This is a genomic window from Streptomyces sp. NPDC091272, assembly GCF_044757485.1.
Classification (GTDB): domain Bacteria; phylum Actinomycetota; class Actinomycetes; order Streptomycetales; family Streptomycetaceae; genus Streptomyces.
In genome coordinates this window covers 159,368-186,004 of record NZ_JBIVVC010000015.1, presented here as the reverse complement: position 1 = coordinate 186,004, position 26,637 = coordinate 159,368, and the positions used below count along the sequence as shown (strand labels likewise).

Annotated in this window: 20 protein-coding genes, 1 rRNA gene and 1 pseudogene; 18 read left to right on the top strand and 4 right to left on the bottom strand. The window is 72.5% G+C overall.

Annotated elements, in window-relative coordinates; genetic code table 11:
* The 3 genes and pseudogenes from rrf to ACIQM4_RS31500 form a co-directional block, all read left to right on the top strand.
* Positions 1 to 92, top strand: a 5S ribosomal RNA gene (rrf, locus tag ACIQM4_RS31510); the annotation flags it as partial.
* 319 nt (positions 93 to 411) lie between these two features.
* Positions 412 to 1,248: pseudogene (locus tag ACIQM4_RS31505) on the top strand (tetratricopeptide repeat protein); the annotation flags it as partial.
* A gap of 495 nt (positions 1,249 to 1,743) precedes the next feature.
* Positions 1,744 to 2,607 (top strand): hypothetical protein, encoded by an 864-nt coding sequence (locus ACIQM4_RS31500; protein ID WP_401598546.1) that lies wholly within the window; start codon positions 1,744 to 1,746, stop codon positions 2,605 to 2,607.
* 84 nt (positions 2,608 to 2,691) lie between these two features.
* On the opposite strand, the gene ACIQM4_RS31495 is transcribed toward ACIQM4_RS31500, so the two are convergent.
* Positions 2,692 to 3,975: a DUF1015 family protein gene (locus tag ACIQM4_RS31495; RefSeq protein ID WP_401598507.1), complete on the bottom strand. Its 1,284-nt coding sequence runs from the start codon at positions 3,973 to 3,975 to the stop codon at positions 2,692 to 2,694.
* A gap of 76 nt (positions 3,976 to 4,051) precedes the next feature.
* On the opposite strand from ACIQM4_RS31495, the gene ACIQM4_RS31490 reads away from it, so the two are divergent.
* The 4 genes from ACIQM4_RS31490 to ACIQM4_RS31475 all read left to right on the top strand — a co-directional run bounded on the left by ACIQM4_RS31490 (position 4,052) and on the right by ACIQM4_RS31475 (position 8,354).
* Positions 4,052 to 5,092 (top strand): HAD hydrolase-like protein, encoded by a 1,041-nt coding sequence (locus ACIQM4_RS31490; RefSeq protein WP_401598505.1) that lies wholly within the window; start codon positions 4,052 to 4,054, stop codon positions 5,090 to 5,092.
* A 168-nt stretch (positions 5,093 to 5,260) separates the two neighbouring features.
* Complete coding sequence (locus ACIQM4_RS31485) at positions 5,261 to 6,322, top strand: FecCD family ABC transporter permease (RefSeq protein ID WP_401598545.1); 1,062 nt, start codon at positions 5,261 to 5,263, stop codon at positions 6,320 to 6,322.
* Entirely contained in the window at positions 6,319 to 7,395 is a 1,077-nt protein-coding gene (locus tag ACIQM4_RS31480) for a FecCD family ABC transporter permease (protein WP_401598503.1), read from the top strand. Before ACIQM4_RS31485 ends, ACIQM4_RS31480 begins: the two co-directional genes overlap by 4 nt.
* Positions 7,396 to 7,535: 140 nt before the next feature.
* Positions 7,536 to 8,354, top strand: coding sequence for an ABC transporter ATP-binding protein (locus ACIQM4_RS31475; protein WP_401598502.1), 819 nt, complete (start codon positions 7,536 to 7,538; stop codon positions 8,352 to 8,354).
* Here ACIQM4_RS31475 and ACIQM4_RS31470 read toward each other — a convergent pair.
* Positions 8,338 to 8,688: an SCP2 sterol-binding domain-containing protein gene (locus ACIQM4_RS31470; RefSeq protein WP_401598500.1), complete on the bottom strand. Its 351-nt coding sequence runs from the start codon at positions 8,686 to 8,688 to the stop codon at positions 8,338 to 8,340. The genes ACIQM4_RS31475 and ACIQM4_RS31470 overlap by 17 nt on opposite strands.
* Positions 8,689 to 8,743: 55 nt before the next feature.
* Here ACIQM4_RS31470 and ACIQM4_RS31465 point away from each other — a divergent pair, with 55 nt between their 5' ends.
* The 5 genes from ACIQM4_RS31465 to ACIQM4_RS31445 all read left to right on the top strand — a co-directional run bounded on the left by ACIQM4_RS31465 (position 8,744) and on the right by ACIQM4_RS31445 (position 14,464).
* Positions 8,744 to 9,094 carry a hypothetical protein gene (locus ACIQM4_RS31465; RefSeq protein ID WP_401598499.1) on the top strand — a complete coding sequence of 117 codons (351 nt, stop codon included), beginning with the start codon at positions 8,744 to 8,746 and terminating at the stop codon, positions 9,092 to 9,094.
* Between the two features lie 6 nt (positions 9,095 to 9,100).
* The gene (locus ACIQM4_RS31460; protein ID WP_401598498.1) at positions 9,101 to 9,916 is read left to right on the top strand and encodes a TlyA family RNA methyltransferase; all 816 of its coding nucleotides are present in this window, start codon (positions 9,101 to 9,103) and stop codon (positions 9,914 to 9,916) included.
* Positions 9,917 to 9,963: 47 nt separating this feature from the next.
* Entirely contained in the window at positions 9,964 to 10,872 is a 909-nt protein-coding gene (locus tag ACIQM4_RS31455; RefSeq protein WP_401598543.1) for an NAD kinase, read from the top strand.
* Positions 10,873 to 11,182: 310 nt separating this feature from the next.
* Positions 11,183 to 12,904 (top strand): DNA repair protein RecN, encoded by a 1,722-nt coding sequence (gene recN, locus ACIQM4_RS31450; protein WP_401598541.1) that lies wholly within the window; start codon positions 11,183 to 11,185, stop codon positions 12,902 to 12,904.
* A 366-nt stretch (positions 12,905 to 13,270) separates the two neighbouring features.
* Positions 13,271 to 14,464 carry a glycosyltransferase family 4 protein gene (locus ACIQM4_RS31445; protein WP_401598496.1) on the top strand — a complete coding sequence of 398 codons (1,194 nt, stop codon included), beginning with the start codon at positions 13,271 to 13,273 and terminating at the stop codon, positions 14,462 to 14,464.
* 79 nt (positions 14,465 to 14,543) lie between these two features.
* On the opposite strand, the gene ACIQM4_RS31440 is transcribed toward ACIQM4_RS31445, so the two are convergent.
* Both ACIQM4_RS31440 and ACIQM4_RS31435 read right to left on the bottom strand, forming a co-directional pair.
* Positions 14,544 to 16,172, bottom strand: coding sequence for a PucR family transcriptional regulator (locus ACIQM4_RS31440; protein ID WP_401598495.1), 1,629 nt, complete (start codon positions 16,170 to 16,172; stop codon positions 14,544 to 14,546).
* A gap of 86 nt (positions 16,173 to 16,258) precedes the next feature.
* Entirely contained in the window at positions 16,259 to 18,061 is a 1,803-nt protein-coding gene (locus ACIQM4_RS31435; protein ID WP_401598493.1) for a glycoside hydrolase family 15 protein, read from the bottom strand.
* 550 nt (positions 18,062 to 18,611) lie between these two features.
* On the opposite strand from ACIQM4_RS31435, the gene ACIQM4_RS31430 reads away from it, so the two are divergent.
* The 6 genes from ACIQM4_RS31430 to ACIQM4_RS31405 all read left to right on the top strand — a co-directional run bounded on the left by ACIQM4_RS31430 (position 18,612) and on the right by ACIQM4_RS31405 (position 26,610).
* Positions 18,612 to 20,276 (top strand): CTP synthase, encoded by a 1,665-nt coding sequence (locus ACIQM4_RS31430; protein WP_401598492.1) that lies wholly within the window; start codon positions 18,612 to 18,614, stop codon positions 20,274 to 20,276.
* A gap of 98 nt (positions 20,277 to 20,374) precedes the next feature.
* Positions 20,375 to 21,001 (top strand): NUDIX domain-containing protein, encoded by a 627-nt coding sequence (locus ACIQM4_RS31425; RefSeq protein WP_401598490.1) that lies wholly within the window; start codon positions 20,375 to 20,377, stop codon positions 20,999 to 21,001.
* A gap of 250 nt (positions 21,002 to 21,251) precedes the next feature.
* The gene (locus tag ACIQM4_RS31420) at positions 21,252 to 23,228 is read left to right on the top strand and encodes a tetratricopeptide repeat protein (RefSeq protein ID WP_401598539.1); all 1,977 of its coding nucleotides are present in this window, start codon (positions 21,252 to 21,254) and stop codon (positions 23,226 to 23,228) included.
* A 183-nt stretch (positions 23,229 to 23,411) separates the two neighbouring features.
* A complete protein-coding gene (ald, locus tag ACIQM4_RS31415) occupies positions 23,412 to 24,527 on the top strand; it encodes an alanine dehydrogenase (protein WP_401598489.1) in 1,116 nt (371 codons plus the stop codon).
* A gap of 341 nt (positions 24,528 to 24,868) precedes the next feature.
* Entirely contained in the window at positions 24,869 to 26,032 is a 1,164-nt protein-coding gene (locus ACIQM4_RS31410; protein WP_401598487.1) for a ParA family protein, read from the top strand.
* On the top strand, positions 26,017 to 26,610 hold the full coding sequence (locus ACIQM4_RS31405) for a hypothetical protein (RefSeq protein WP_401598486.1): 594 nt from the start codon (positions 26,017 to 26,019) through the stop codon (positions 26,608 to 26,610). The genes ACIQM4_RS31410 and ACIQM4_RS31405 overlap by 16 nt, the downstream gene beginning before the upstream one ends.
* Positions 26,611 to 26,637 lie beyond the last annotated feature (27 nt).

The following is a 26,637-nucleotide window of genomic DNA, read 5'->3' as shown; positions in this document are numbered from 1 at the left end:
CGCCCGGTTACATTCCGAACCCGGAAGCTAAGCCTTTCCGCGCCGATGGTACTGCAGGGGGGACCCTGTGGGAGAGTAGGACGCCGCCGAACAATCTTTCAAAAGGACCCTTGGTCCCAGCGTTCATGCTGGGACCAAGGGTCCTTTTTTGTTTTTCTGCCCGAAGCGCGTCGGATGACCGACTGCGCGAGAATGACTGCGTTGCCCGAAGACTAGGAGTCACCCATGTCCACCAACTCTCCTGACGATCGTCCGGAGCGCGAGCCGCGTCACCGTGACAGCGGTGACCGGGGCGGATACCGCGGTGGTCGTGACAACGACCGCGGACCCCGCCGTGACAACGACCGGGGTGGCTTCCGTCGCGACGACCGTCCCACCGGGGGCGACCGTGGTGGCTTCCAGCGCCGGGACGACCGTCCGGCCGGCGGCGACCGCCGTGACGACAGGGGCGGCCGACCGCCCGCCGGTGGTGGCTTCCGCCGTGATGACAACCGTGGCGGCGGTGACCGCGGCGGATTCCAGCGTCGGGACGACCGTCCCAGCAGCGGGCCCCGTCGTGATGACCGTCCGAGCGGTGACCGCGGTGGTTTCCGCCGTGACGACCGTGGTGGCCGTCCCAGCGGCGGTGGCTTCGAGCGCCGCGACGACAACCGCGGCGGTGGCTTCCGTCGCGACGACCGCCCCACCGGGGGCGACCGCGGTGGTTTCCAGCGCCGGGACGACCGCCCGACCGGCGGCGACCGCCGTGACGACCGTGGTGGCTTCCAGCGCCGCGACGACCGTCCGAGCGGTGACCGTGGTGGCTTCCGTCGTGACGACCGGGACGACCGTGGTGGCCGTCCCAGCGGTGGCGGTTTTGAGCGCCGCGACGACCGCGGTGGCGACCGTGGTGGGTTCCGTGGGCGTGACGACCGTGGTGGCCGTCCGGCCGGCGGTGGTTTCGAGCGCCGTGATGACCGCGGTGGCGACCGTGGTGGTTTCCAGCGTCGGGACGACCGTCCCAGCAGCGGGCCCCGTCGTGATGACCGTCCGAGCGGTGACCGTGGCGGTTTCCGTGGGCGGGACGACCGTGGTGGCCGTCCCAGCGGTGGTGGCTTCGAGCGCCGCGACGACCGCGGTGGCGACCGTGGTGGGTTCCGCGGGCGGGACGACCGCGGTGGCCGTCCGGCCGGTGGCGGTTTCGAGCGCCGTGACGACAACCGCGGCAGCGGTGACCGTGGTGGGTTCCAGCGTCGGGACGACCGCCCCAGCAGTGGTGACCGTGGCGGCTTCCGTCGCGACGAGCGCCCGGGTGGCGACCGCGGTGGTTTCGAGCGCCGTGATGACCGCGGCGGCGACCGTGGTGGGTTCCGCGGCCGTGACGACCGTGGCGCCGAGCGTGGACCGCGTCGCGACGACGACCGTGGCTTCCGTCGGGACGACCGTCCCAGCAGTGGGCCGCGTCGTGATGACCGTCCGAGCGGTGACCGTGGCGGTTTCCGTGGGCGGGACGATCGTGGTGGCCGTCCCAGCGGTGGTGGCTTCGAGCGCCGTGACGACCGCGGCGGCGACCGTGGCGGGTTCCGCGGGCGTGACGACCGGGGCGGCGACCGCGGTGGATACCGTGGCGCGCGCGACGAGCGGGGCGGTGACCGCGGTGGGTTCCGTGGCCGCGACGAGCGCGAGCGGGAGCCCGTCAAGCGGCTGCCGATCCCGGACGACGTCACGGGCCGCGAGATCGACCCGGACGTACGCCAGGAACTGATGAGCCTGCCGAAGACCCTGGCCGAGGACGTGGCCAGGAACCTGGTGATGGTGGCCAAGCTGATCGACGACGAGCCCGAGGAGGCGTACGAGTACTCGCGTATCGCCCTGCGGCTCGCCTCGCGGGTGGCTGCCGTGCGCGAGGCCGCCGGCTTCGCCGCGTACGCGACCCAGCGCTACACCGAGGCGCTCGCCGAGTTCCGCGCCACCCGCCGGATGACCGGCACCGTCGAGCTGTGGCCCGTCATGGCCGACTGCGAGCGGGGCCTCGGTCGTCCCGAGCGGGCGATGGCCATGGCCGGTGAGCCCGAGGTGAAGAAGCTGGACAAGGCCGGACAGGTCGAGATGCGACTGGTCGCGGCGGGCGCGCGGCGTGACATGGGGCAGATCGATGCCGCCATCGTGACGTTGCAGGGTCCCGAGCTCGGCTCCAGCTCCGTACAGCCGTGGACGGCTCGGCTGCGCTATGCGTACGCCGACGCCCTGCTGACGGCGGACCGTACGGACGAGGCGCGCGAGTGGTTCGCCAAGGCCGTCGAGGCGGACAAGGACGGCAGCACCGACGCCTCCGACCGGCTCGCCGAGCTGGACGGCGTCGAGTTCGTCGACGCGCTCGTCGAGGACGAGGGCGACGCTGTTGACGGTCGTTCCGCCGCGGCGGACGATTCGGAGGTCGCCTCGGTGGTGCAGCCCCTGTTCGTGGAGGCGGCGGAGGCCGCGGGGACCGCGGTTCCGGCCGAGGCCACCGACGAGGCTGCGGCCGATGTCGATGTCGATGCTGACGCTGACGCTGACGCTGACGCGGAGGACTCGGAGCCGGGCGACGGTCCGGACGAGAGCGGGCGTACGGCCGACAAGGGCTGAGCAGTGTGCAGAGGGCGGCACCCCGGGTTTCCGGGGTGCCGCCCTTCTTTGCGTTCCGGGGCCGCCTCGGCGGAGGCGTCGCGGTCAGTCGATGTCGAGGCTGCGCAGGACCAGACCGGAGGCCGGTTTCGGGCCGAAGGACGTCGACTTGCGGGGCATCGTGACGCCCTGGCGGGCCAGGTCGCGGACGACCTCCTCGCGGACCGGGTGCATCATGACTGCCGTGGCGTCGTGGCGTACGGCCTGCTCGACGACCGCTTCCGTGTCGTGGATGTACGCGACGTGCTCCGGCGCGTCCGGCACGTGCCAGACATGGGCCAGGAGCGTCTCGTGCAGGACGGTCGCGTCGAGTGTGCGCCAGGCGTCCGGCCGGTCCTTGCGGATCGTACGGTCGAGGAGTTCCTGGTCGGGGCGGTCCAGCAGGTGGTACGCCCCGTCGCCCGCCAGGAGGAACGCGTTGCCGCCGCTCGCCGCGTCCGCCAGCGCTGCCAGGGCCTCGGAGAGGGATGTGTCCAGGCGGCGTATGCGGAAGTGGTCGCGTACCGCCGCAAGGGCATCGGAGACCGGGAGGCGGTGCAGCAGCCGGTGGATCGAGCGGACCTTGAGCGGGTAACGGGCCGTGTCGACCAGGAGGACCAAGCCGAAGTCCCAGGGGCTCGGGCCGGCGGTGCGCTCCTGCTGGAGACGCAGGTACGTCGCCCAGCGGTGGTGGCCGTCGGCGATGAGGGCCTGGTGGTGGGAGAGGTCCTCGGTCACGGCGGCGATCTCGGCCGGGTCGGTGATCGACCACAGGCGGTGGTGGAAGCCGTCCTCGGTGGTGGTGGCGACGAGCGGGGGCAGGGCGGCCGTGCGCTCGACCGTGTCCGTCGTGCCGGAGGGGCCGGGGCCGCCGCGGTAGGTGAGGAGGAGGGGCTCCAGGTTGGCGGCGGTGGCGCGCATCAGATCGGCGCGGTCCTCGACGACGTGCGGCATGACGTCCTCGTGCGGGAGGACGACACCCTCCTCGGGGGCGGACAGCGCGAGCGCGCCGATGATGCCGCGCTGCAGGAGACCGCCCCGGGACTGCTCGTACAGGTAGAGCGCCGGCTCGGCGTCGGGGGCGAGGATTCCCTTGCCGAGCCAGTCGCGGAGGGTCTGCGCGGCCTGCTGGTGACGGGCGGCCGCAGTGTCCGCCTGCGGCAGGATCAGACGCACGATGTTGTGCGGGTCCGCGGACTCCAGGTGCAGCAGGCCGTCCGGACGGACCACGACGTCGTAGGGCGGGGAGGTCACGGCGGCCAGGCTGCCGACCTGCTCCGGGACATAGCGAAGTCCGCGCAGGGGGACCATTCGCAGGCCGTGGTCCCCGGGCGGCCCAGGTGTGCTCATTGGTGCATCGTAAGTCGGGTGGGGGGGGATGGGTGATGATCGGGGGAAAACCAGCAGAACCTAGGAAGGGACCAGAATGAGCCGGCAGCAGAGCAGGACCCGTCCGGGCAGCAGCGAGACGGTGCTGCGCGAGGCCTACGACACGGCCCTGCTGGACCTCGACGGGGTGGTGTACAAGGGCGGCGAGGCCATCGCGCACGCGCCCGAGGCGCTCGACGCGGCGCGGGAGGGCGGGATGCACCTCGCGTACGTGACCAACAACGCGCTGCGGCCGCCGGATGCCGTCGCCGCCCACCTGACCGAGATCGGAGTGCCCGCGGAGGCTTCCGACATCATCACTTCCGCGCAGGCCGTGGCCCGGCTGATCGCCGATCAGGTACCGGCAGGGGCGAAGGTGCTGGTGATCGGCGGGGAGGGCCTTGAGGTCGCACTGCGTGAGCGCGGTCTGGAACCGGTGGACTCGGCGGAGGACGGGCCGGTGGCCGTGGCGCAGGGGTACGGGGGGCCCGACATGACGTGGAGCAGGTTCGCCGAGGCCTCGTACGCGATCCGTCAGGGCCTTCCGTGGTTCGCCTCGAACACGGACCTGACGATTCCGAGCGCGCGGGGCATCGCACCGGGGAACGGCGCGGCGGTCGAGGTGGTGCGGATCGCGACCGGCGCGGAACCGCAGGTGGCGGGCAAGCCGTTGCCGCCGATGCACCGGGAGACGATCCTGCGGACCGGGGCGAAGCGGCCGTTGGTCGTCGGGGACCGGCTGGACACCGACATCGAGGGCGCGAACGTGGGGGAGGTCGACTCCCTGCTGGTGCTGACCGGGGTGACGGACGCCGCCCAGCTGCTGGCGGCCGAACCCAAGTACCGGCCGACGTATGTGGACGAGGACCTGCGGGGGTTGCTGCGCGGGCAGCCCGAAGTGGTGGCTGAGGAAGGGGCGTTCACCTGTGGTGGGTGGAGCGCCTCGGTACGGGGGGACGCGCTCGCGGTGGAGGGCGAGGGCGAGGGCGAGCCGATCGACGCACTGCGGGCGCTGTGCGCGGCGGCCTGGGCCCAGGCGGGCGACGGGGCGTGCGAGTTGAAGGCGACGGAGGCGCTGAAGGTGGCGGGACTGGAGTAGCCGGGCGCGAGGGGAGGGCGAGAGCCTGCGGTGGCTCGTGGCTCGTGGCTCGTGGCTTCTGGCTTCTGGCTTCTGGCTTGTGGCTTGTGGCTCTTGGCTCTTGGGTCTTGGCTCTTGGCCACAGGCTCCACGGAGAGGAAGGCGAGGGTAGGCTAGCCTTACCAGGTGTTGGTTGAGAGTCCACCTGAACAGAGCGTGGAGCCCGGCTCCGCTCCGTCCGCCTCGCGTCCCGCCCGTCGGCGGAACGCCGTGCGTGCCGTCGGCCTGCTCGTCTCCCTCGGCGCCCTGGTGCTGGTGGTGCTCGCGAGCATCGCCGTGGGCGCCAAGATGATCCCGGTCGACGACGTCTGGCACGGCCTCGCGCACTTCTCCGGTACCGACGACGACGTCATCGTGCGGGACGTGCGCATCCCGCGCACCGTCCTCGGCGTGCTCGTCGGGGCCGCGCTCGGCACGGCCGGTGCGGTGATGCAGGGACTCACCCGTAACCCGCTGGCCGAGCCGGGGGTCCTGGGGGTGAACGCGGGGGCTTCGGCGGCCGTGGTGTCCGCGATCAGTTTCCTCGGGGTGACGTCGCTGACCGGCTACGTGTGGTTCGCGTTCCTCGGCGCGGGGGCGGTCTCCGTGCTCGTGTACGTGCTCGGGGGCAGCCGGGGAGCGACGCCCGTACGGCTCGCGTTGGCCGGGACGGCCGCCACCGCCGCGCTGTTCGGCTACGTCAACGCCGTACAGCTGCTTGACTCGGCGGCCCTGGAACGGCTGCGGTTCTGGACCGTGGGGTCCCTCGCGTCCGCGGACGCGGCCGTGGTGGGCAAGGTGTGGCCGTTCATCGCGGCGGGGCTCGTGCTGGCACTGTTGATCGCCCGGCCGCTGAACGCGATGGAGATGGGCGAGGACAGCGCGCGCTCGCTGGGCGTGCACCTGATCCGTACCCGCGTCCTGGCGATGGTCGCCGTGACGCTGCTGTGCGGCGCCGCGACCGCCGCCTGCGGGCCGATCGTCTTCATCGGGCTGATGGTGCCGCATCTGGTGCGGGCCGTCACGGGGCCCGACATGCGGTGGATCCTGCCGTACGCGGCCGTGCTCGCGCCCGTGTTGCTGCTGGGTTCCGACGTGCTGGGGCGCGTCGTGTCCCGCCCGGCAGAGTTGCAGGTCGGGATCGTGACCGCGCTGATCGGCGGGCCCGTCTTCATCCACCTCGTACGCCGTCGGAGGATGGGACAGCTGTGAGCACCGTCGAGAGGACCACGGCCACCCGGTCCAGGAAGCCTGCGGCGATACGTTTCGGCAGTGGGCTGTCGTTGCGGCTGCACGCCCGTGCCGTCGTCGCGACGCTCGCGATCGGCCTGGTGGCGCTCGTGGTCGGCGCACTGCTGGTCCTGGTGGGCAGCGGTGACTTCCCGATCACCCCCGGCGAGGCCGTGCAGACGCTGCTCGGGAACGGCGCGGTGGCCCAGGAGTTCATCGTCGTCGACCTGCGGCTGCCGCGGATGCTGACCGGGCTGCTGGTCGGTGCGGCGCTCGGACTGTCCGGGGCGATCTTCCAGTCGATCTCCAGGAATCCGCTGGGCAGCCCCGATGTGCTCGGCTTCGGCCAGGGGGCGACGGTCGGCGCGCTCGTCGTCATCGTGCTCTTCCAGGGCGGCAGTTGGGCGGTCGCCGCCGGCGCGCTGGCGGGCTGCGTGCTGACGGGCGTTCTGGTCTACCTGCTCGCATGGAAGAAGGGCGTGCACGGTTACCGGCTGGTGCTCGTCGGCATCGGGGCCGCCGCCATGCTGACCGCGGTCATGCAGTACCTGCTGACCAAGGCCAACCTGATGGACGCCACCCGGGCGGTGCTCTGGATCACCGGCACGCTCGACGGGCGCGGTTGGGAGCAGGTGGTGCCGCTGGCCGTCGCCTGCGCCGTCCTGGTGCCGCTGGTGCTGCTGCACGGACGGGCGCTGCGCATGATGGAGATGGGCGACGACGCGGCGTACGCGCTGGGGGTGCCCGTGGAGCGGTCCAGGATCGTGCTGCTCCTGAGCGCCGTGCTGCTCATGGGCGTCGCCACGTCGGCGGCGGGGCCGATCACCTTCGTGGCGCTGGGTGCGCCGCAGCTGGCGCGGCGGCTGACCCGGTCGCCGGGGCCGAACCTGGTGCCGTCGGCGCTGATGGGGGCGGGGCTGCTGGTGGTCGCTGACTGGGCCGCGCAGTCGCTGTTCGGCGAGCGGCAGCTGCCGGTGGGCGTGGTGACCGGCGTGGTCGGCGGCTGCTATCTGCTGTGGCTGCTGGTGACCGAGCGCAAGGCGGGACGGATATGACACCGGCCGGGGCGCGGAAGACCGGAGTGCGGAGGACCGGAGCTCGGACGAGCAGTACCGAGCGGCGGAAGACCGGTAGCGAGCGGCAAAAGAGCAGTGACGGGCAAATGAGCAGGAACAACCGGAGGAGTACGACGTCCATGCAGCGCCTCGTCGCGGAAGCGGTGACCCTCGGTTACGACGAACGGGTCATCGCCGAAGACCTCTCGGTCGAGATACCGGACAACTCCTTCACCGTCATCGTCGGGCCCAACGCCTGCGGCAAGTCGACCCTGCTGCGCGCCCTGTCGCGGATGCTGAAGCCCTCGCGCGGCCGGGTGCTGCTCGACGGGCAGGCCATCGGGGCGCTGCCCGCCAAGAAGGTCGCCAGGACGCTCGGTCTGCTGCCCCAGTCCTCGGTCGCGCCCGACGGCATCACCGTCGCCGACCTCGTGGCCCGCGGGCGCTACCCGCACCAGGGGCTGCTGCGGCAGTGGTCGCCCGAGGACGAGCGGATCGTCGAGGAGTCGATGGCAGCCACCGGGGTCGCCGAACTCGCCGAGCGGTACGTGGACGAGCTGTCCGGCGGCCAGCGCCAGCGGGTCTGGATCGCGATGGCGCTCGCCCAGCAGACGCCGCTGCTGCTCCTGGACGAGCCGACCACCTTCCTGGACATCCAGCACCAGATCGACGTGCTCGACCTGTGCGCGGAGCTGCACGAGACACAGGGGCGCACGCTCGTCGCCGTACTGCACGACCTCAACCACGCGGCGCGGTACGCCACGCATCTGATCGCGATGCGGGACGGGCGGGTCGTCGCCGAGGGGGCGCCGGCGGAGATCGTCACCGCCGAGCTGGTGGAGCGGGTCTTCGGGCTGAGGTGCCAGGTGATCGCGGACCCCGAGACGGGGACCCCGCTGGTGGTGCCGGCGGCGCGGAGGCCCCGGACGCCGGCCCAGGCCGCTACAGCAGCTTCCTGAGGTGCAGGAGGTCGCGGAAACCGGCCTCCAGCTTCACCCGGCCGGTGGCCCAGGCCCGCGGGAAGTCCAGATCGCCCTCGACCATCGAGACCAGGTCGTCGCCGGTCATCGCGAGGCGGATCTGCGCGCGTTCCGCGGGCGGTCCCGGCCTGGTGTCCTCGACGCTTATCCGGCCGTCCGAGAACCGGCCCGTGAAGGTCTGGTCGAGGTCGGTCAGGTAGCAGCTCAGCGAGCGGTCGAACGCGGCGGCGCTGCGCACGCGGTCGTTGTCGGACCTGCTGAGAGTGTCCGAGAGTCTGTCGAGTGCGCCGCGGCACTCCTCCATGGTCGCCATCAAGGCCGACCGTACCTCAGGCCGCGCGTCACGGCTTCGCGGTAGCGTCGTGAGCATGGACGCACAGGACACAGCCGCGGCAGGTGGCCCGGCACCCGTCGCCGCCGGTCACGCGGCGGCCGCTCCGGCCGGGGACGGCGGGGACGGCGGGGCGGGCGGGGCCGAGGGCATGGTGGCGTACGACCCGGCCGCCCCGGCGCCGCTCGGGGTCGCACGCGGCACGACGGGGAACGCCGAGGTGGACGCCCGCCTGGAGCGTCTTTCGGACGTCGACCACCTCACGGCGGACGGACACATCGAGGTGTACGAAGATGTACACCGGGGGCTGCGCGAGACGCTGAGCGCACTCGACGCACGCCCGGGACCTCCGGCGCACCCCGCCTCCCCGTACGACATCAGGAGCTGAACGAGAGTGGCAGGAGTGGCACGCCGCCGCCTGGACGCCGAGCTGGTCCGCCGGAAACTGGCCCGTTCGCGCGAGCACGCGAGCCAGCTGATCACCGCGGGCCGGGTCAAGGTCGGCGGGGCGGTGGCGAGCAAGGCCGCGACGCAGGTCGAGACGGCGGCGGCCGTGGTGGTGCTCCAGGACGACGGAGACCCCGACTACGTGTCGCGCGGCGGGCACAAGCTGGCCGGGGCGCTGGCCGCCTTCGCACCGCTGGGACTGCGGGTCGAGGGGCGGCGGGCGCTCGACGCCGGGGCCTCCACCGGCGGTTTCACGGATGTCCTGCTGCGGGCCGGGGTGGCGCACGTGGTCGCGGTGGACGTCGGCTACGGACAGCTGGCCTGGTCGCTGCAGTCCGACGACCGGGTCACCGTCAAGGACCGCACCAACGTGCGCGAGATGACCCTGGAGATGATCGACGGGACGCCGGCCGACGTGGTGGTGGGCGACCTGTCGTTCATCCCGCTGGGCCTGGTGCTGCCCGCCCTGGCGCGCTGCGCCGCGCCGGACGCGGACCTGGTGCTGATGGTGAAGCCGCAGTTCGAGGTGGGCAAGGAGCGGCTCGGCAGCGGGGGAGTGGTGCGCAGCCCCGAGCTGCGGGCCGATGCCGTGCGGAACGTGGCCCGGCAGGCGTGGGCCCTGGGCCTCGGCGTGCGGGGAGTGACCGCGAGCCCGCTGCCAGGGCCTTCAGGGAACGTCGAGTACTTTCTGTGGCTGAGGGCCGGAGCTCCGGAGCTCGACCCGGCGGATGTTGACCGTGCAGTGGCGGAGGGGCCTCGGTGACCACACAAGGGACGACCGGAACGTCAGGTGCGGCGGAGGCGGCCCGGGTGCTCGAACCCGCCGCCGAACGCACCGTTTTCCTGCTCGCGCACACGGGGCGCCCGGCGGCGATCCGCAGCGCAGAGCTCGTAGTGGAGGGGCTGCTCAAGAGCGGTCTCGGCGTACGTCTGCTGGAGTCGGAGGCGGTCGACCTGCCGCTGCCGTCCTCCGTGGAGACGGTCGTCGAGGCGACCCCCGACGTGCTCGACGGCTGTGAGCTGCTGATCGTGCTGGGCGGCGACGGTACGTTGCTGCGGGGCGCGGAGATCGCCCGTGCGTCGGGGGTGCCGATGCTGGGCGTCAACCTCGGCCGCGTCGGCTTCCTCGCCGAGGCGGAGCGCGACGACCTGGACAAGGTCGTGGACCGGGTCGTCACCCGCACGTACGAGGTCGAGGAGCGGATGACGCTCGATGTCCTGGTGCACAACAACGGCGTCGTGATCCACCGGGACTGGGCGCTCAACGAGGCCGCCGTCCAGAAGGTCTCGCCCGAGCGGATGCTCGAAGTGGTGCTGGAGATCGACGGTCGTCCGGTCACGGGGTTCGGCTGCGACGGGATCGTGTGCGCGACGCCCACCGGGTCCACCGCGTACGCCTTCTCGGCGGGCGGGCCCGTGGTCTGGCCCGAGGTGGAGGCGCTGCTGATGGTGCCGATCAGTGCGCACGCGCTGTTCGCGAAACCACTGGTGACGTCGCCGGACTCGGTGCTCGCGGTCGAGGTGCAGCCGCACACTCCCGACGGGGTGCTGTGGTGCGACGGACGGCGGACCGTCGAACTGCCGGCGGGGGCGCGCGTGGAGGTCAGGCGGGGGGCGGTGCCCGTACGGCTGGCGCGGCTGCACCACGCTTCGTTCACCGACCGGCTGGTCGCCAAGTTCGCCCTGCCCGTGGCGGGCTGGCGCGGCGCACCGCACTGACGCGCCGGCGCCCTTCAGCGTCACACCGGCGCACACCGCCCCGGCGCACCCGGAGGTCCCGGCACGGTTCGCGGGGGTCAAGGCCGGCCGGGTGGGGCAGGCGGGCACCATGAAGCAGGCTGAACAGCTCAGGCCGCGGATCACCGCGGGCTCCGACGGCTCCGACGGCTCCGGGGACTCCGCGCGCTCCGGGGGCTCCGGTAGGTCCGCGCGCTCCGGGGGCTCCGGTGGGTCCGTCGGGAGCGCGTCGGACGGGTCCCGTCACACACGGGGCCCTGAACCTCGTAAGGTCGTGTCCGTGTTGGAGGAGATGCGGATACGGTCGCTCGGAGTCATCGACGACGCTGTCGTCGAGCTGTCACCCGGATTCACGGCGGTGACCGGCGAGACCGGAGCGGGCAAGACCATGGTCGTCACCAGTCTCGGGCTGCTGCTCGGAGGCCGGGCCGACCCTGCCCTGGTACGGCTCGGCGCCAAGTCGGCGGTGGTGGAGGGGCGGCTCACGATGCGCCCCGGCGACCCCGCGGCCGTGCGGGCCGAGGAGGCCGGGGCGGAACTCGACGACGGGGCGCTGCTCATCAGCAGGACGGTCTCCGCCGAGGGACGTTCGCGCGCCCACCTCGGCGGGCGTTCGGTCCCGGTGGGGCTGCTCGCCGAACTGGCCGACGACCTCGCAGCCGTGCACGGGCAGACCGACCAGCAGGGTCTGCTGCGGCCGTCCCGGCAGCGCAAGGCCCTCGACCGGTACGCGGGCGACGCCGTCGCGGTGCCGCACGCCAAGTACGCGTCCGCGTACCGCCGTCTCAAGGCGGTGTCGGCCGAACTCGACGAGATCACCACGCGGGCCCGCGAGCGCGCCCAGGAGGCCGATCTGCTGCGCTTCGGCCTGGAGGAGATCGCCGCCGTCGACCCGCAGGCGGGGGAGGACATCGAGCTGGCCTCCGAGGCCGAGCGGCTCGGTCACGCCGAGTCACTGGCCTCCGCCGCCGCCCTGGCGCACGCCGCGCTGGCCGGCAACCCCGAGGACCCCGAGGGCGTCGACGCGAACACCCTGGTCGCGGGAGCCCAGCGGGCGGTGGACGCGGTCCGCGCGCACGACCCGGCGCTCTCGGCACTCGCCGAGCGCATCGGGGAGATCGGCATCCTGCTCGGCGACGTGGCGGGCGAGCTCGCCGGGTACGCCGACGACCTGGACGCCGACCCGCTGCGGCTCGCCGTCGTCGAGGAGCGCAGGGCGGCCCTCACCCAGCTCACCCGCAAGTACGGGCCGGACATCGACGCGGTGCTCGCCTGGGGGCAGGAGGGCGCGGCCCGGCTCACCGAACTGGACGGCGACGACGACCGGATCGGTGAGCTGACCGCGGAACGCGACGCCCTCAAGGACGAACTGTCCGCCCTGGCGCAGGCGTTGACCGACGCCCGCACGGAAGCCGCGGCACGGTTCGCCGACGCGGTGACCGCCGAGCTCGCCTCCCTCGCGATGCCGCACGCCCGCGTGAGCATCGACATCCGGCAGACCGAGGACGCCGAGCGGGGCATCGAGGTCGGCGGGCGGCTCGTCGCGTACACCTCGTCGGGGGCCGACGAGGTGGAGCTGCTGCTCGCACCGCACCCCGGTGCGCACCCGCGGCCGATCGGCAAGGGCGCGTCCGGCGGTGAGCTGTCGCGGGTGATGCTCGCCGTGGAGGTCGTCTTCGCCGGTTCTGACCCCGTGCCGACGTACCTCTTCGACGAGGTCGACGCGGGCGTCGGCGGCAAGGCGGCGGTCGAGGTGGGCAGGCGGCTGGCGAAGCTCGCGAAGTCGGCGCAGGTGGTCGTCGTGACGCATCTGCCGCAGGTGGCGGCGTTCGCGGACCGGCAGCTGCTGGTGGAGAAGACCCACGACGGTTCGGTGACCAGCAGTGGCGTCACCGTCCTGGAGGGCGAGGACCGGGTGCGCGAGCTGTCCCGGATGCTGGCGGGCCAGGAGGACTCGGAGACAGCCCGCGCACACGCGGAGGAACTGCTCGCCACGGCGCGCGCGGACGTCTGACGCCCGGCCGGCGGGAGCTACCGGCCCGATGATCACTCGTGCGGGTGGAAGCGCGCGGGAAGTCACGGAGCCGTGGCACGGGTGGTGCCCCAACGGCCCCGGGTGCTGGCATCCTTGGCGCCGGAGTGCGTACCGCACGCACAGTGCGGCAGCGGGCTCGGCAGGTGTGCGCAGGAGTTCGGGAGTTCGAGGAGGCATGCGATCGGGCACCGGCGCACCCGGTGAACAGGTGTTCGGCGTCACACACCCGGCGTGACGCCACGCACCCGGCACCAGCCTTCGCGCACTCGGCCACGCAGGTATTCCGGCACCAGACTTCACCAATCGGCCACGCAGGTATCCCGGCACCCAGGAGCACCCACCACCGTGAGCAGCAGCCCGCCACCGCCGTACGGACAGTCGCCGCTCCGCGTCGTCCAAGTGCTCGGCGGTGGGAGCGCAGGCAGCAGCGCGCACGTCAGGTCGCTGACCGCGGGGCTCGTCGCAAGAGGGGTGCGGGTCACCGTGTGCGCCCCCGCCGAGCTGGAACAGGCGTACGGCTTCGCCGGTGCGGGCGCCGACGTGGTGAACGTCCCGCGGCGGGGCGACCCCGTCGCCGTCGCCGCGCTGCGGACCGCCTGCGTGGGCGCGGACGTCGTCCACGCGCACGGGTTGCACGCCGCCGTGCGCGCCGCCTTCGCCGTGAGCGGGATGCCGGCCGGGCGGCGCACGGCCCGGTGGCCCGAGGGCCGCCAGGGGGAGAGGCCGGACGGCAGTCAGGCGGACCGGCCCGTGCCGCGCGTGCCGCTCGTCGTCACCTGGCACACCCGGCCGCACACCGAGGGCGCCCGTGGTCATGTCGCACGGCTGATGGAACGCCGTGCCGTCCGGGCCGCCTCGGTCGTGCTAGGCACCTCGTCCGAACTCGTCGACCGCGCGCGCGGCGGGGGCGCCCGTGACGCGCGCCTCGCACCCGTCACGGTGCCCGCGCCCCGGCCGCCCACCGGCTACCAGGAGAGCAAGGCGAGGGCCGAACTGGGCGCCGTGGAGCGACCGTTGCTGATGGCCGTCGGCAGCCTGGTGCCGCACCGGGGATACGACGTCCTCCTGGACGCCTCAAGGGCGTGGCGCGGCCTGGATCCCGCACCGCTGCTCACCATCGCGGGGGAGGGCCACGACCGGGGCGCGCTCCAGCGCCGCATCGAGACCGAGGACCTGCCGGTACGGCTCATCGGGCGGCGCGAGGACATCTCCGAGCTGCTCGCCGCCGCCGACGTCGCCGTGCTGCCCAGCCGCTGGGAGGCGCGCTCCGTGCTGGCCCAGGAGGCACTGCGCGCCGGGGTGGCACTGGTCGCCACAGACGTCGGCGGCGTCCGTGAACTGGTCGGCGACGCCGCCGAATTCGTACCGTACGGGGACGCCGACGCCCTCGGACGTGCGGTCCTCGCGCTGCTCGACGACCCGGAGCGCCGCGCCGCGCTCGCCGCGGCGGGCCGGCGGCAGGCGGCCACCTGGCCGACGGAGGACGAGACGGTCGCCCAGGTGCTCAGCGTGTACGACGAGCTGACGGGGCACGGCTGAGCGTGCCGGGGCCGGGCGCGGGGCACCGGGACCCGGTCGACGGCGCGCGCCGCGCGCCTGCCGGGTCCGGCCGCCGCCGCTAGGAGGCGTGTCGCCGTGCCCGTAGCGCCAGGCTCAGTGCCAGCACCGTCTGCGGGTCGTCCAGGTCGGTGCCGAGCAGCTCCGAGATGCGGGCCAGCCGGTTGTAGAGGGTCTGCCGGTTGAGGTGCAGTTCGCGCGCCGTCTCCGCCTTGCGGCCCGCGTGCGCCAGATACGTCTCCAGGGTCGGCAGCAGCGGTGGCCGGGAGGCGCGGTCGTGGTCGCGCAGCGGGCCGATCGCCCGGTCGACGAAGGCGGCGAGGTCGGGGTGGTCCCGCAGCCGCCACAGCAGCAGGTCGATGTCCAGGCGCCGGGCGTCGTACCAGGGCCGCTCGTGCAGCCCCTGCGCCGCCGTCGCCGTCTCCGCGGCGTGCCGCAGCCCCGCCGAGGCCGCCGCCCAGCCGCCCGCCACCCCGACCACCACGACCGGCGGATGGGCGCCCGCCCGGCCGAGCCCGGCGCGCTCCACCCCGGCCCGCAGCGCGGCCGCCACCCGGTCCGCCACCGCGGTGCGCTCCGACTCCGTACGCAGCCCGAGCAGCAGCGGAACCCGTCCCTCCACCGGCCGTACGCCGAGCAGCACCGGCACGCCGACCGAAGCCAGCTCCTCCAGCACGGCCCGCGCCAGGACCGCCCAGTTCCCGGACGGCGACAGCTCGGCGGCCAGCCGCATCACCACCGGCAGCAGCGGCCCCTCGCCGGGCTTGAAGCCCAGCACCCGGGCCTGCGCGGGAGCGTCGTCCGCCGAGACGCGGCCCTGTGCGAGGTCGGAGAGGAAGTCGCCGCGCCCGCGCGCCGCCAGCTCCTCCTCCTGCCGCGCCTGCATGAGTACGACGGCCAGGATGTCCGCCGCCCGTTCGGCCGCCATCCGGTGCACCGGCAGCAGCGGCGCGCCGACGCCGAGCAGCACCAGCCGGGCCCGTACCGAGCCCGCTCCGGGGCCGCCGCCCGGCACGTCCACCAGCACCCCGTTGGCCGGGGGCCCCGACTCGCGTGCCTCGCGCCGGCCGCGCAGCCCCTCCCACACCTGGAGGGGGTCGGCGCCCGGGTCCTTGGCCGAGGGTCCCGCCGCGTACAGCAGCTGTCCGTCGGCGGTCTCCAGGAAGACGGGGTTGACGGTGAAGTCCGCCAGGATGCCGAGCACCTGCGGGACCCCGCCGCCGCCCAGCAGTGCCTCGGTGCAGCGGCGGTGGACGTCCTCGGCCCGCCGCAGCAGCGTGTAGTGCCCGTTGACGATCTCCGTGTGGACCTCTTCGGTGACGGACACGAACGGCACCTCGCGGTGCAGCTGCACCAGCGGCAGTCCGGCCGTCCGCGCGGTCTCCACCAGCGTCGAGGGCAGCCGGCCGAAGCGCGGGCCCAGCTCGACGACGAGGGCCGCGATGCCCCGGTCGGCCAGTCTCCGTACGAAGGCCCGCTGCTCGGCCGGACGGGTCCCCAGCCCCAGCCCCGTCGTCAGCAGCAGTTCACCGCCCTTGAGCAGCGAGGCGATGTTGGGGACCTCACCCGCGTGCACCCAGCGCACGGTCCTGTTGAGCCGGTCGGCGCCCGCCACCACCTCCGGCAGCCCGCTGCGGAGTCCCGGCAGTTCAAGTGCCCTTTGCACGGTGATTCCGCCCTGCGTGTCCATGCACCGGGACGGTACCGGAACGCCCCGGAGGCGACGGCCTCCGGGGCGTTGGGGTGCGCGGGGTGCGGGGCGCCGGGCGGGGCCGGTCAGCCGCCGTACGCGCCGGAGGCCGTCAGCCGCAGCGCCGTGTCGATCAGCGGCACGTGACTGAAGGCCTGCGGGAAGTTCCCGACCTGGCGCTGCGCCTTGGAGTCCCACTCCTCGGCCAGCAGTCCCAGGTCGTTCCGCAGCGACAGGAGCTTCTCGAACAGTCGGCGCGCCTCGTCGACCCGGCCGATCATCGCCAGGTCGTCGGCCAGCCAGAACGAACAGGCCAGGAACGCGCCCTCGTCACCCTCCAGGCCGTCCACGCCCGCGTCGTCACCGGTGGTGGGGTAGCGCAGTACGAAGCCGTCGGGGGTGGACAGCTCGCGCTGGATGGCCTCGATGGTGCCGATGACGCGCTTGTCGTCGGGCGGCAGGAAGCCCATCTGCGGGATGAGGAGCAGGGAGGCGTCCAGCTCCTTGGATCCGTAGGACTGCGTGAAGGTGTTGCGCTCGGGGTCGTAGCCCTTCTCGCAGACGTCCGCGTGGATCTCGTCACGCAGCTCGCGCCAGCGCTCCAGCGGGCCGTCCGCGTCGCCCGCCTCGATCAGCTTGATCGTGCGGTCCACGGCGACCCAGGCCATCACCTTGGAGTGCACGAAGTGCCGGCGCGGGCCGCGCACCTCCCAGATGCCCTCGTCGGGCTGGTCCCAGTGGCCCTCCAGGTAGCGGATCAGCTTGAGCTGGAGGAGCGAGGCGTAGTCGTTGCGGGCCAGGCCCGTCATGTGCGCCAGGTGCAGGGCCTCGGTGACCTCGCCGTAGACGTCGAGCTGGAGCTGGCCCGCGGCCCCGTTGCCGACCCGGACCGGGCCGGAGTTCTCGTAACCGGGCAGCCAGTCCAGCTCGGCCTCGCCCAGCTCGCGCTCGCCGGCGATCCCGTACATGATCTGCAGGTTCTCCGGGTCGCCCGCGACCGCGCGCAGCAGCCACTCGCGCCAGGCGCGGGCCTCCTCGCGGTAGCCGGTGCGCAGCAGCGAGGAGAGGGTGATCGCCGCGTCGCGCAGCCAGGTGTAGCGGTAGTCCCAGTTGCGGGAGCCGCCGATGTCCTCCGGCAGGGAGGTGGTGGGGGCCGCGACGATGCCGCCGGTGGGCGCGTACGTCAGGGCCTTGAGCGTGATCAGCGAGCGGACCACGGCCTCCCGGTAGGGCCCGTGGTATGTACAGTGCTCGACCCACTCGCGCCAGAAGTCGACCGTGAGCTCCAGCGCGCCCTCCGGGTCGGGAACCGGCGGGGCCTCGCGGTGCGAGGGCTGCCACTGGATGGTGAAGGCGAGCCGCTCACCGGGTCCGACCGTGAAGTCGGAGTGCGTGGTGAGGTCCTGGCCGTGCGTCTCCACGTCCGTGTCCAGCCACACGGAGTCGGGGCCCGCGACCGCGACCGTGCGGTTGTCCACCCGGTGCACCCAGGGCGTCACCCGGCCGTAGCTGAACCGCATGCGCAGCGCCGAGTGCATCGGCACCCGGCCGCTGACGCCCTCCACGATTCTGGTCAGCTGCGGCGCGCCGTCACGCGGCGGCATGAAATCGGTCACCCGGACCGTGCCCCGCGGGGTGTCCCACTCCTGTTCCAGGATCAGGGAGTCACCGCGGTAGCGGCGGCGGGAGGCCGGCGGGGCCTCACTGCCGTCCGGATAGGAGGGTCCGATCCGCCAGAAGCCGTGCTCCTCGGTACCGAGGAGTCCGGCGAAAACGGCATGGGAATCGAAGCGGGGCAGGCACAGCCAGTCGACTGAACCGTCCCGGCAGACCAGCGCCGCTGTCTGCATGTCTCCGATGAGTGCGTAGTCCTCGATGCGCCCGGCCACGTGCAATCTCCAGTCGAACGGCCACATCCGCACCCTCGCGGGGGCTTCTGCGGTCAGGGGATCTTCGACGACGAGCTTTCGGAGGCCGGAGCTGGCGGGAAGATGCCGTCGCCGGCCGGCTCGCAGCGATGTGTTCGTGAAGGATACGACGGAGAGAGCTCATCCGCGTGAGGTCGCTGCAACGTGAGTGGGCCGAACGGGTGAGGCGCAGGTGGAGCCGCTGTGCCCAAATGGTGAAGGAGGCTCGAACGGGCAGCCGAATGACAGCGTTCGCGGACTTCGGCCCCGCGCGGGCGTCTTCACAGGTGCGGCCGAGGAGGCGGCCGGAATCCGTTCGCGACCAGGCCCGCGGCCGCGTTCGGGCGCGGACGCCGGAAGCAGCCTGCCGGAGTCACTGTTACCCTGGTAGCCCGTGGACGGTGGGGAGCAAAACCCCCCGAACCGCAGCGACGGCGTCCCCCGAGAAGACCGGTGAATGCACTGGTTGTCCACCGGTGGGGAGGCCGGAAACGCACCCTCACCTCGCGACCACGGGAGCCCCGTCTTGGCCATGCAGAACAAATCCACGACGACCAAGCACATCTTCGTCACCGGGGGTGTCGCCTCTTCCCTCGGCAAGGGTCTGACTGCCTCCAGCCTGGGCGCTCTCCTGAAGGCGCGCGGTCTCCGCGTCACCATGCAGAAGCTCGACCCGTACCTGAACGTCGACCCCGGCACGATGAACCCCTTCCAGCACGGCGAGGTGTTCGTCACCAACGACGGCGCCGAGACCGACCTGGACATCGGCCACTACGAGCGCTTCCTCGACGTCGACCTCGACGGCTCGGCCAACGTCACCACCGGCCAGGTCTACAACACCGTCATCGCCAAGGAGCGCCGCGGCGAGTACCTCGGTGACACCGTGCAGGTCATCCCGCACATCACCAACGAGATCAAGCACCGCATCCGCCGCATGGCCACCGACGACGTCGACGTCGTGATCACCGAGGTCGGCGGCACCGTCGGCGACATCGAGTCGCTGCCGTTCCTGGAGACCGTCCGTCAGGTCCGCCACGAGGTCGGCCGCGACAACGTCTTCGTCGTGCACATCTCGCTGCTCCCGTACATCGGCCCCTCGGGCGAGCTGAAGACCAAGCCGACCCAGCACTCGGTCGCCGCCCTGCGCAGCATCGGCATCCAGCCCGACGCGATCGTGCTGCGCGCCGACCGCGAGGTCCCCACCGCCATCAAGCGCAAGATCTCGCTGATGTGCGACGTCGACGAGGGCGCCGTGGTCGCGGCCATCGACGCCCCGTCCATCTACGACATCCCCAAGGTGCTGCACACCGAGGGCCTGGACGCCTACGTGGTCCGCAAGCTGGACCTGCCGTTCCGCGACGTGGACTGGACCGTCTGGGAGGACCTCCTGGACCGCGTCCACAACCCGCAGCACGAGGTCACCGTCGCGCTCGTCGGCAAGTACATCGACCTGCCCGACGCGTACCTCTCGGTCACCGAGGCCATGCGGGCCGGCGGCTTCGCAAACAAGGCCCGCGTCAAGGTCAAGTGGGTCACCTCCGACGACTGCAAGACGCAGGAGGGCGCCCGCAAGCAGCTCGCCGACTGCGACGCCGTCCTGATCCCCGGCGGCTTCGGCGAGCGCGGCGTCAACGGCAAGGTCGGCGCCATCCGGTACGCCCGCGAGAACAAGGTGCCGCTGCTCGGCATCTGCCTCGGCCTCCAGTGCATCGTCGTCGAGGCGGCCCGCAACCTGGCCGGCATCGAGGACGCCAACTCCACCGAGTTCGACGCCGCCACCGCCCACCCGGTGATCTCCACCATGGAGGAGCAGCTGGCGTACGTCGAGGGCGCGGGCGACCTCGGCGGCACCATGCGGCTGGGCCTCTACCCGGCGAAGCTCGCCGAGGGCTCCATCGTGCGCGAGGTCTACGCCGACGAGCAGTACGTCGACGAGCGCCACCGCCACCGCTACGAGGTCAACAACGCCTACCGCGCCGAGCTGGAGAAGAAGGCGGGCATCGTCTTCTCCGGGACCTCCCCGGACAACAAGCTCGTCGAGTACGTCGAGTACCCGCGCGAGGTCCACCCCTACCTGGTCGCCACCCAGGCGCACCCGGAGCTCCGCTCGCGCCCGACCCGCCCCCACCCGCTCTTCGCGGGCCTGGTGAAGGCGGCCGTCGAACGCCAGCAGCAGGCGCGGGCGCAGGGCGAGTAGGCGCGGGACGGCCGCGTGGCGGCCACGCGTTAACGTTGCCGGGGTGAGGCCCTTATCTGGGACCTCACCCCGGTTTCTGCATTTTCAGGAGGATGTACGTGGCCATCGAGGACAGCCCCCAGGAGTGGACGACCACCGGGACGGCGACCCCCTTCCAAGGGGCGAAGACCAGCGTCCGCACCGACCACGTGGTCATGCCCGACGGCAGCGTGGCGAGCCGTGACTACCAGGTGCACCCAGGTTCGGTGGCCGTCCTCGCCCTGGACGACGCCGGGCGCGTCACGGTGCTCAGCCAGTACCGCCACCCGGTCCGCCACAAGCTGTGGGAGATCCCGGCCGGCCTGCTCGACGTACCGGGGGAGAACCCGCTGCACGCCGCCCAGCGCGAGCTCTACGAGGAGGCGCACATCAAGGCGGGGGACTGGCGGGTGCTCACCGACGTCTACACCTCGCCCGGAGGGTCCGACGAGGCGGTACGGATCTTCCTCGCCCGGGACCTGTCGGAGGCGGAGGGCGAACGCTTCGAGGTCTCCGAGGAGGAGGCCGACATGGAGCACGCCCGGGTGCCGCTCGACGAGCTGGTGCGGGGGGTGCTCGCCGGGCAGCTGCACAACACCTGCCTCGCGGTCGGGGTGCTCGCCCTGCACGCCGCCCGGTCCGGCGCCGGCGGCGGACTCGACGCGCTGCGCCCGGCGGAGGCCCCGTGGCCGGCCAGGCCCTTCTGAGACGGGCCGGTCGTAAAAACTGCTGATCCGATCGGGGGACCTGTCCGCCGCGCTCCCCCGGATCAGTAGCAGAGCGTGAACTAGGCTCGAATCCCCGACCGCGGTCGCGGCGGGGATTGGGCGCAGGCGGACGGGAGCGTGGCCCGTGACGGACCAGGCGGTGGACAACGGCGGCGCGGCGGCGGTCACTGCGACCGTCACCGCGGCACAACCGGCGGCGGGCTCCGCCCATGACTGGTCGGGCAGTGAACTGCTCGGCCGGAAAAGGGAGTTGAAGGAACTGCGCGCCGACATCGAGCGCACAGGACTGGACACCCTCACCGGCCGCAAGGTGCCCAGGGCCCGCGTGCTGCTGATCGCGGGCCGCCCCGGCTCCGGGCGCACCGCCCTCGCGGAGGAGCTGGCCCGCTCCCTCATGGACGACTACCCGGCGGGCGCGCTGCGGGCCAGGCTCACCGCCCCCGGCGGCGACCGCGTCCCCACCGAGGAGACCGCGCGAGGGCTCCTCGACGACCTGTCGATCGCCGCCCCGGCCGGCGCCGGCGCCGACACCCTCTCGGAGATGGTGCGCGAGGCCCTCGCCGTACGCCGGGTGCTGCTGGTGCTGGACGACGCGGCCGACGCCGAACAGGTCGACCCGCTGCTCCCCGACAACCCGGACTGCCTCGTCATCGCGACCGCACAGGGCCCGCTGACCGGCATCCCGGACGTACGGCCGTGCACCCTCGGCGGACTCGACACGGCCTCCGCCGTCGCGCTGCTCGCGCAGTACACCGGAAAGGTCCGCATCACTGTCGACCCGACCGCGGCCGACGCGCTCGCCGAGGAGTGCGGTGGGCAGCCCGCCGCACTGGTACTGGTCGGCGGCTGGCTGGCGGGCCGCCCGAAGTCCTCGGTCGCCGACGTCACCAAACACCTCCACGAGTTGCCCGAAACCCCCGAACAACCGCAGGGCGCGGGCCCCTTGGCGCGGGCGCTGCGACTCGTGCACGACTCGCTGCCGCAGCCCACGGCGCGGATGCTGCGACTGCTGGCGCTCGCCCCCGCGGGGCTCGCGGACGCCCACACCGCCTCCGCGCTGGCCGGGTGCTCGGTGTCGGCGGCGCAGACCACGCTCGACGACTTCGCGGTCCAGGGGCTGCTGCACCCGGTGCACGGCTCCGTACCGCAGTACCAGGTGCCGGGTTGCATCGCCCCGTTGCTCCTGGCCCTGACGGAGGCGCAGGAGCGGCCCGCGGAGCGGCAGTTGGCGCGGGCGCGGATGCTGGAGCGGACCGTGCGTCAGCTCCACTCGTGCCGGGCGGTGACCGAGCCGGACGGCTCGCCCGCGCGCCGCAAGCTCGCCGGACTGCCGCGCGCGCTGCGCTTCACCACCCCCCAGTCCGCCGCCGGTTGGCTGCGCACCCGTCGGCCGACCCTGCTCGCCGCCGCCCGCACGGCGGTGGCGGACGGTGAACTCGACACCCTCGCACGGCGGTTGATCGCCGCCCTGGTGCGGGCGCTGGTGGCCCACCGCGGTACCGAGGAGGCCGCCCCCGACCTCTACGGGCTGCACCGCCTGGTCCTCGACGTGGCCGAGCGGCGCGACCTGCACCGGGAGAAGGCGGCCGCACTGCTCAATCTGGCGGACCTGGACGCGCGGACCGGACGCACCACCGAGGCCCTGGCCCGCTACCGGGCGGCCCTGGACGCGGGCCGCACGGCGGGTGACCCGTACGCCACGGCCCGCGCGATGGAATCCGTAGGTGGCACATACCAGGAAATGGGGGATTTCTCACGCGCCGCCGACTGGTACGGGCGGGCGCTCGCCCAGCGCCTGGCACGCGGCGAGGACGAGGACGGGGCGCGCCTGTACGGACGGCTCGGCGCGGTGCACACCTACGCGGGCCGGTACGGCGAGGGGCTCCGCGACTGGCGGGCCGCGGCGTCCGGACTGCGCCGGCTCGGTGATCTCCCGGGGCACGCACGGGCGTTGAGCGAGATGGCCCGCGTGCAGGAGTACGCGGGGCGCCCCGAGGAGTCACTGCGCACCTGCCAGGAAGCGGTCGAATGGGCGCGCCGGGCGGACGACGTGCGGCTCCAGGCGGCGCTTCAGCTGCGGCTCGCCGACACCCTCGACCGGCTCGGCGACCCGACCGCGGCCCGACTGCACCGGAGCGCGGCGGAGAGACTAATGGAAGAAGGCGCTCCAGCCTACGAAATCCGTAGCGCAGCCGCGCGAGGTTGATGCTTTGTAAGGCTAGACAGGTGGAAATCCTTCATTAGACTGGCTTTGCCGCATCAAGCCGCGGTGTTCCCCAGGCGTGCCTTCCATGCCTGGTCACATGCCTGGTCACACGCCTGTTCATGCGCCCGGACATGTGAGGCACAGCCCGTTCCATCCCCACCGAGTCAAGGACCGTGATCTATCGTGTTGGTCGGTATTCCCCGCGAGGTCAAGAACAACGAGTTCCGGGTGGCCATCACCCCCGCCGGCGTGCACGAGCTCGTGCGCCACGGCCACCAGGTCGTCGTCGAGAAGGGCGCCGGTCTCGGCTCCTCGATCACGGACGGCGAGTACGTCTCCGCCGGCGCCCGCATCCTCGACACGGCCGACGAGGTCTGGGCCGCCGCGGACCTGCTGCTGAAGGTCAAGGAGCCGATCGCCGAGGAGTACCACCGCCTCCGCAAGGACCAGACCCTCTTCACCTACCTGCACCTCGCCGCCTCCCGCGAGTGCACGGACGCGCTCCTGGAGTCCGGCACCACCGCCATCGCCTACGAGACGGTCGAGACCGCGAACCGCGCGCTGCCGCTGCTCGCCCCGATGTCCGAGGTCGCGGGCCGCATCGCCCCGCAGGTCGGCGCGTACCACCTGATGCGCCAGGTCGGCGGCCGCGGCGTGCTCCCGGGCGGCGTCCCGGGCACGGCGGCGGGCCGGGCCGTGGTCATCGGCGGCGGCGTCTCCGGCTGGAGCGCCACCCAGATCGCGGTGGGCATGGGCTTCCACGTGACCCTGCTCGACCGCGACATCAACAAGCTGCGCGAGGCCGACAAGGTGTTCGGCACCAAGGTGCAGACCATCGTCTCCAACGCCTTCGAGCTGGAGAAGGCCGTCGTCGAGGCCGACCTCGTCATCGGCGCGGTGCTGATCCCGGGCGCCAAGGCCCCGAAGCTCGTCACCAACGAGCTCGTCGCCAAGATGAAGCCCGGAAGTGTACTTGTCGACATTGCAATTGATCAGGGCGGTTGCTTCGAGGACTCGCACCCGACCACGCACGCCGAGCCGACGTTCAACGTCCACAACTCGGTCTTCTACTGCGTGGCCAACATGCCGGGCGCCGTACCGAACACCTCGACCTACGCCCTGACCAACGCCACGCTGCCGTACATCGTCGAGCTGGCGAACCGTGGCTGGGTCGAGGCGCTGCGCCGCGACGCCGCCCTCGCCAAGGGCCTCAACACCCATGACGGCCAGGTCGTTTACCGCGAGGTGGCGGAGGCGCACGACCTCCCGCACCTTGAGCTGAGCAGCCTTCTGGGCTGACGCGTCAACAGGCGTCGTCAACATCGCGCGCCCGGCCGGACCTTGCCTCCGCGAGGTCCGGCCGGACGTGTATCCGGTCACTTTGCGACGCTCGTTCAACTCGTCGCGAACGTAACCCTTTAACCGATTCGTACACCTGCGAAACCCGGCCCGCGTGCTTCGCGTACACCCCTGCGCACCCTTGACAGAGAGGTGTTCGGTTGCCGACACATCGACCCGGGTCCGGTGGATTGTGTTGCTGCGGAGCGGTGACACGCCATAGAGTCGGCGACCGTCGGCATGGTGCCACGCTGACCTATCGATAAGTTTCCTGGTCACGTCCCAAGGAGGTAAGACGACTTGTGAATGAGTCGACATTTACTCCCGGGGGTGGTCGATCGGGAACGCCTGCGCAGGGCCAGAGCCCTACAGGGCTCGAAGCTGTCGGCTCGGTAGCGGTCCGCACCTTCGCCACCCATCAGCACATGACGACATCCCACCAGAGCATGGACGGCCTACACGTGAACGCCATGGCCGGCGACCAGAGTGGCGATAAGTCCACCACCGGCTTCGCCGACTTCGACGAGGTCCCCCAGGGGCACTTCTACGATCCCGACGCCGAGTACGAGCCCGACCCCGAGTACGCGGCCACCCTCGCCCCCGACGCTGCCCGCCAGCGCCGCGAGCGGATCGGCCCGACCGGACGGCCGCTGCCGTACTTCCCGATCCCCGGACCGCTGACCGATCACGGCCCGGCCAAGATCATCGCGATGTGCAACCAGAAGGGCGGGGTCGGCAAGACGACCTCGACCATCAACCTGGGTGCCGCGCTCGCCGAGTACGGACGCCGCGTCCTGCTCGTCGACTTCGACCCGCAGGGAGCCCTGTCGGTCGGTCTCGGTGTGAACCCGATGGAGCTCGACCTCACGGTCTACAACCTGCTCATGGAGCGGGGCATGTCGGCCGACGACGTGCTGCTGAAGACGGCCGTTCCGAACATGGACCTGCTGCCCAGCAACATCGACCTGTCCGCCGCAGAGGTGCAGCTGGTCAGCGAGGTCGCGCGCGAATCCACCCTTCAGCGGGCGCTCAAGCCACTGATGAACGACTACGACTACATCGTGATCGACTGTCAGCCCTCGCTCGGCCTGCTCACGGTGAACGCCCTGACGGCCGCGCACAAGGTGATCGTGCCGCTGGAGTGCGAGTTCTTCGCACTGCGCGGCGTGGCCCTGCTGACGGAGACCATCGAGAAGGTCCAGGAGCGGCTCAACCCGGACCTGGAGCTCGACGGCATCCTCGCCACGATGTACGACTCCCGCACGGTGCACAGCCGCGAGGTCCTCGCGCGCGTGGTGGAGGCGTTCGACGATCACGTGTACCACACGGTGATCGGCCGGACGGTGCGCTTCCCGGAGACCACGGTCGCCGGAGAGCCCATCACCACGTACGCCTCGAACTCCGTCGGCGCCGCCGCCTACCGTCAGCTCGCCAGGGAGGTGCTCGCCCGGTGTCACGCCGAGTGAGTCTGCCGGGGGCCGACGAACTGTTCCGTACGACCGGGGGGATGGGGCTGCAGTCGCCCTCCCGCAGGTCGGGTGTCAACGGCGACACGGCCAGGGTGCCGGCGCCCGCGGCGGAGCCGGTGCCGGCGGCCGAGCCGGGTCCGGCCGAGAGCGGCGGGGGCGCCGAACACGGCGCCGCCGCGGACGCGGGCGGCCGACAGGGCACCCGGGGCGCGGAAGGGCCGCCCGCGGCCGCCGCGACGGCGGCCCCCCAGGCCACCGCCAACCGGCCCCAGGAGGCCTCTGGGGCGCCGCGTAACGGCGTACCGGCCGGAACGGGGGCCCAGCCCCGCCGACGGGGCGGCCGGGGCGCCAACCGGCGGCCCAGCGGCCGGGAGCGCCACGACGAGAAGATCACGGTCTACGTCTCCGCCGAGGAGCTCATGGACCTGGAGCACGCCCGTCTCGTCCTGCGCGGCGAGCACGGGCTGGCGGTCGACCGCGGACGGATCGTCCGCGAGGCGGTCGCCGTGGTCCTGGCCGACCTGGAGTCACGGGGCGACGCGAGCATCCTCGTACGGCGCCTGCGCGGGCGCTGACGGGGGCGACGCGAGCCAACCCTCGTA